This is a genomic window from Candidatus Limnocylindrales bacterium (assembly GCA_035559535.1).
GTDB lineage: Bacteria > Moduliflexota > Moduliflexia > Moduliflexales > JAUQPW01 > JAUQPW01.
This window is the reverse complement of sequence record DATMBG010000028.1, coordinates 1-5,677: the sequence shown is the minus strand read 5'-3', so window position 1 is coordinate 5,677 and position 5,677 is coordinate 1. Positions and strand designations below refer to the sequence as shown.

The 5,677-nt window shown below is 46.4% G+C and carries 3 protein-coding genes; all 3 read left to right on the top strand.

Features of this window, described 5'->3' with window-relative positions:
* On the top strand, positions 1-529 hold a 529-nt coding region (locus tag VNM22_09420; GenBank protein HWP47367.1), incomplete at its 5' end, for a YfhO family protein.
* A complete protein-coding gene (locus tag VNM22_09415; GenBank protein ID HWP47366.1) occupies positions 530-2,899 on the top strand; it encodes a YfhO family protein in 2,370 nt (789 codons plus the stop codon).
* 135 nt (positions 2,900-3,034) lie between these two features.
* On the top strand, positions 3,035-5,677 hold a 2,643-nt coding region (locus VNM22_09410; GenBank protein ID HWP47365.1), incomplete at its 3' end, for a PA14 domain-containing protein.

The following is a 5,677-nucleotide window of genomic DNA, read 5'->3' as shown; positions in this document are numbered from 1 at the left end:
CTTCACCCTGGTCTACCAACAAGAAGCCAATGTTTATCGCAACGAGCAAGCCTTTCCTCGGGTTTTTGTGGTGCATCGGGCTTTTGTGGTATCAGATCCTGAGGAGGTGATTCAGCGGTTGAAGGATGCTTCCTTTGATCTACGAAGACAGATTGTTCTGGAGGAAGCGGTTAAAGACCCCCATATGTTAACCGGGTATAACGCTCCAGAGGTGGATGGTTCTACGGCAGAAATAATACGCTATACCCCTAATCGGGTTCTCATAAAAGCTAATCTGGAGCACCCCGGTTTTTTAGTTTTAACCGATGCCTATTTTCCCGGTTGGAAAGGGTTTATCGATGGTAAGGAAACCCCCCTCTACTTGACGAATTACTTTATCCGATCGGTCTTTGTAGAGTCAGGAACCCACCACATAGAGTTTATTTACCAACCCCTATCCTATAAATTAGGAGCCTGGCTGACCCTCCTGGGATGTGGAATAGTGGTCGCTATCTGGATTTATTCCGGCAGGGTCAGGAATAAAAAATAAATGGCTTTAAGATTCAGGATACTTCAGCTTAAAAAAGCAAGGATTAAAAAAGACTTCTGGGCCATTATGGGATTTATCCTTCTCATGGGGATCTTTTTTTATGATGTGGTCTTTTTAGATTATACCTTATTGACCAGCGGACCTCCTATCAAACCCTATCATGTTATCGATCCCATATCCTCGTCCGCTTATTATGAACCCCTGATTCAGTTGACTTCTAGAATTTATAAAAGCGGTCAGATTCCCCTTTGGAATCCCCATTCTTCCCTGGGGATTCCCCTCAATGCCATCATGGAGTCGGCGGTATTCTTCCCCCTGTATTTCCTCCTGTTCTGGAATCCCAGTCCGAAGATGTGGGATTTCTTTATTCTTCTTAGATTTTTCATTGCCGGGGTCTTGGCTTACTGGTTCTTTCGTCGCTTTTTGAAATTGGAAAGCTTTGCCGCCTTTGTAGGGGCTGCAGCTTTTATGTTCTGCGGTCATCTCGTGTTAAATCTTAATTTGGTTTACATCAACACCGTCATGTTACTCCCCGGTCTCTTATACGTATCGGAGCTGCTTGTGGAAAATCCGGGTCTAAAAACTTTAAGTTTAACCGGACTTCTCATAGGCCTGGCCATTTTAGGTGGGCATCCGGAGCCGACTTTTTTTGCTCTTTTTTATACGGGAATTTACTTTTTATTTCGAACTGTTCAAGAAGCTGGAAACCAGGAGTCAAAGGTAAGGTTTCTCACCTTCGGCTTCCGGCTTCTGACTTCTGGCTGCTGGTTTGTAGGGGCGACTCTTCTAGGCTTTGCCCTTTCGGCTATTACTTTACTTCCTTTCACAGAATTTCTAAGAATTGCCAATCTCGGCATCCATGATGATCGATATTTTAGGGTAGGACTCGAAGCCGTTTCTCCTTCCCATTTATTTGGATTGTGGGTTCCTTATTTCTGGGGTCCCCTCCTTCAGACTACCTGGGATAACTCGAACTGGCAACTCTTTCCGGGATATATCGGTATAATGGTTGTTTTGATGATCCTGGCTCTGGGTTTTCAAGGATTGGCCTTTCGTGGAAAAGCCCTCTTTTTTACCCTCATGGTGCTCTTTTTCCTCTTAAAGGCTTACCGTCTTTGGCCCGCTTTTCATATATGGGTGGGGGGCTATCTCCCCATCTTTCGGGTCAGCTTCTTTACCCGCTACTTTACGGGCGAATTTATGTTTTCTACGGCGGCCCTGGCAGGTATCTTCTTACAGCAATGGAAAGAAGGTCGTATTCGAATACGTTATCTGGCCCTCTCGGCCTTCCTGGGACTTCTATCCCTGGTATTACTCCTGGGACTTCACTATACCGTGTTGAGAGAACAGAACAAGCTGGATTATGCCCTTCAACAGGTGCAAATTCCGGCTCTTCTTTGTCTGCTTACCGGGATAGGAACCGGCGTACTATGGAAAAAACCCCTCTTCCTCCACCTAATCCTTCCGGTCTTTCTGGGTTTTCTTTTGATTTTAGAACTTTTTATCTGGCTCCCTAAAGCCCATTATAAACGCTCTCAACTCTACTCCTATGCAAATCCCCCTCCCCATATAAAATTTATCAAGCAGGAACCCGGAGTCTTCCGGGTTTATGGATTGCACGGCTTCTTGTTTCCCACCACGGCCAGCGGATATGGGCTGGATGATTTTGGTGCCATCGATGGACTGTTTAATAGTCTATATGTGACTTTTGTCCGGGAGTTGATCCGTCCTTACAAAAATTTTTATATTACCGGAATCAGCGTTCCCGATGTGGAAAATCGATTTTTCAGTCTTCTTAACCTGAAATATGTCATTACCAACCCCGGAGCTCCTCCCCCGGCGCCCTTTTTTACCCTGGTTTTTTGGCAGGATGCCTGTGTCTATCGGAATGAAAACGCCTTTCCCAGAGCCTTCATCGTTCATCGGGCCGAGATCGTCCCGAATTTAGAAGCCGCCATCAAACGGTTGAAGGAAGCGTCATTTGATCTAAGAAGACGGATTATTTTAGAGAGATCGGTGGAGGATCCGGCCATGTTGACCGGATATCAGGCTCCGGAGGTTGATGAATCCACCGCCGAAATAGTAAAATATACCCCAACCCGGATCGTTATAAAAGCTCACCTGGAACATGCCGGATTTTTAGTTTTAAGTGATCCCTACTTTCCCGGTTGGAAGGTATTTGTGGATGGCCAGGAAAAGAAAATGTATCTGACCGATGCCTTGATTCGATCGGTCTTTGTTGATCCAGGAGTTCATACGGTAGAATTCGTTTACCAACCTGTTTCCTATAAGCTGGGGGCCTGGCTGACCCTTCTGGGATGTGGCACGGTAGCTGCCTTGTGGACCTGGGTTTGTTGTAGAAAAAATTGAGAGAACGATTGTTCTGGAATTATTTCGATAGCTTCTATGTCTTTCCATCATCCTGTCTGGCTTATCTCTTAACCTCAGAGATCGTAAAGCCTGTCTGGGTAATGGAGGGGAAGTCGTAGAGGGCACAAAGCCATCGTGGGATTCTTCTACAAAACACATTGGATTAAGAATCAAAAAATTCTTTTTCTCATTTTGTTTGTAATCGCTTTGGGGGGTTACCTGTCGATCGGGAAAGAAGCCCCTTTCCATGGGTTACAGGGTCGGTACTATTCCAATTTATCCTGGCAGGGTCCACCGGCTCTGGTTAAGTTAGACCCGGAAGTATCTACTGCCGTGTTGAAGGAGCGGAGAGAGGAGTTAGGGGTAAATCGATTCAGTGTAAGGTGGGAAGGTTATATAGAGGTGAGGAAATCCGGGGAGTATCAGTTTAGGCTGGAATCGGACGATGGATCCAGATTATATATAAGGGAGCAATTGGTGGTGGACAATGCTGGGGGGATGGGATTGCAGAAGGCGATGGGAGATGTGTCCTTAGACCCGGGCTTACATCCGGTGCGGGTGGAATACGTACAGGGGGGTGGACTTCTGAAAATAGAAGTGAAATGGGGAAAGAAGGAGAAGGCATTAAGCGAGTTAAAGGCGGAGAACTTATTTCCCATAAGTCTTGAAGTGGAGAAGTATGAAAGGCTTAAGAGAATCCAGGGGGTATTTTGGGTTTTGATGGTTCTGTCCGGGGTGGGATTAACCTATAAGACTCTCCCTGACTTCTTGAAAGTTTTCTACGAACTTTTACGGAGACTTCCTCGCCTCTGGGCTAAATCCTTCTCTCTCCCAACAGCAGGGGTCCTGATCGGATTTGCTCTGGTGATTCTGGTTTTTTTTTACGATATTCTCTTCCTGGATTACAGCCTCCTGACCGGAGGGCCGCCTACAAAGCCTCATCATGTCATTGACCCTTCGGCTTCGGCCCTTCAGCATGAACCCTATACCCAATTTGCTTCTAAAGCCTATAAAAACGGCTGGATTCCCCTGTGGAATCCCCACTCCGCTTTAGGATCTCCTTTAAACGGTCATATGCATACGGCAGTATTCTTTCCGCCTCATTTACCCCTCTTCCTGAACCCCAGCGATAAGATGTGGGATACCTTTATGATTCTCCGGATCCTCTCAGCAGGTCTTCTGGCTTATGCTTTCTTCCGCAGATTCCTCTCCCTGGATAGGCCTCCGGCTTTCTTTGGGGCTGCAGCCTTTATGCTCTCGGGGCATCTCATCCTCAACCTCAACATGGTTTACATCAATGCGGTGGTTCTCCTGCCCGGTCTTCTCTACACATCTGAACTCCTGCTGGCGGTACCCAAGTTAAGAAACCTCCTTTTAACGGCTGTTTTCGTCGGACTTATTATTCTGGGCGGGCATCCCGAAGCTACTTTTTTTGCTCTGTTTTATGGATCGGTCTATTACCTGTTCCGCTGGATAACAGAAGTGAAGAAGAGGGACTCTGCTCTATTCTCCTTCTTTTTTTATAAACAGTTATTTCTTTTTGCCGTAGCCGTTCTCCTGGGATTTCTTCTTTCGGCGATTGCCTTGATTCCCTTTCTGGAATTTGTTCAGTTAGCAGACATTGGAGTCCATGGGACCGAACATAAAGTAGGACTCTTGACGGTATCTCCTTCCTATCTGTTTGGATTGTGGGTACCGTATTTCTGGGGGCCCATTAATGACGCCTGGGATGGTTTAAATTGGCAGATTTTTCCCGGATATATAGGCCTGTTGGTTGCCGTGTTCGTAACAGCTTTATGCCTGCAAGGATTTGCGTTCCAGGGAAAATCCCTGTTTTTTGTAGCCATGGTCCTCTTTTTCTTACTAAAGGGTTATGGTCTTTCCTCTAGCCTTAACGAATGGGTTGGAAACCTCCCGGCATTTCGTGTTAGCTTTTTTACCCGATACTTTCCGGGAGAATTTATGTTCTCCACCGCCGCTTTGACCGGAATATTTCTCCAGCGACTGGGAGAAGGACGGGTCCGTCTACGCTATGTAATTCTTTCTACCGTCCTTGGATTTGTTTCCCTGGGAGGGTTGCTGGCACTTTATTATCCCCGTCTGATGGAACTCAAGAAACTGGATTATGCCATCCGGCAAATCCGCCCCCCGGCCATTTTCTGTTTACTCCTGGGCGTAACGATGGAATTGCGATATGTAAGACAAAGGATCGAAGAAAGAGGGATTGAAGGAAGGGAGGGAGAAGGGAAGAAGGAAGAAAAGAAAGCCTCCTTTCCGACCCCGCCCCCTTTCTCTTTTCCCTCTCCTTTATCCTTATTATTGCCCACAGATAAAACCCTTACCTTTATTTTCGGTCTTCTTCTAATCCTGGAACTTTTCATCTGGATGCCCAAAATCCATCATAAAAGATCGGATTTAATTCCCTATCAGGACCCTCCAGCTCATATAAAATTTATCCGACAAGATCCTGGGATTTTCCGGGTTTACGGTCTCGATACGTTCTTGTTTCCCAGTACGGCCAGCGGTTATGGACTGGATGATTTTGGTGCCGTTGATGCGCTGTTCTATCGCCGATATACTGAGTTTTCACAAAAGTTATTTCGTCCTTATGAAGGCTACTTTAACGGTTTCAGTGTCCCCAACGTAGAGAACCGATTCTTCAGCTTTCTTAACCTCAAATATCTGGTCACGGCCCCCTGGACCCCCCCACCGGCTCCCTTCTTCACCCTGGTCTACCAACAAGAAGCCAATGTTTATCGCAACGAGCAAGCCTTTCCT

Excerpts from the sequence above, each read along its gene's own strand:
- VNM22_09415 (HWP47366.1), top strand. The coding sequence starts at position 530 with ATGGCTTTAAGATTCAGGATACTTCAGCTTAAAAAAGCAAGGATTAAA.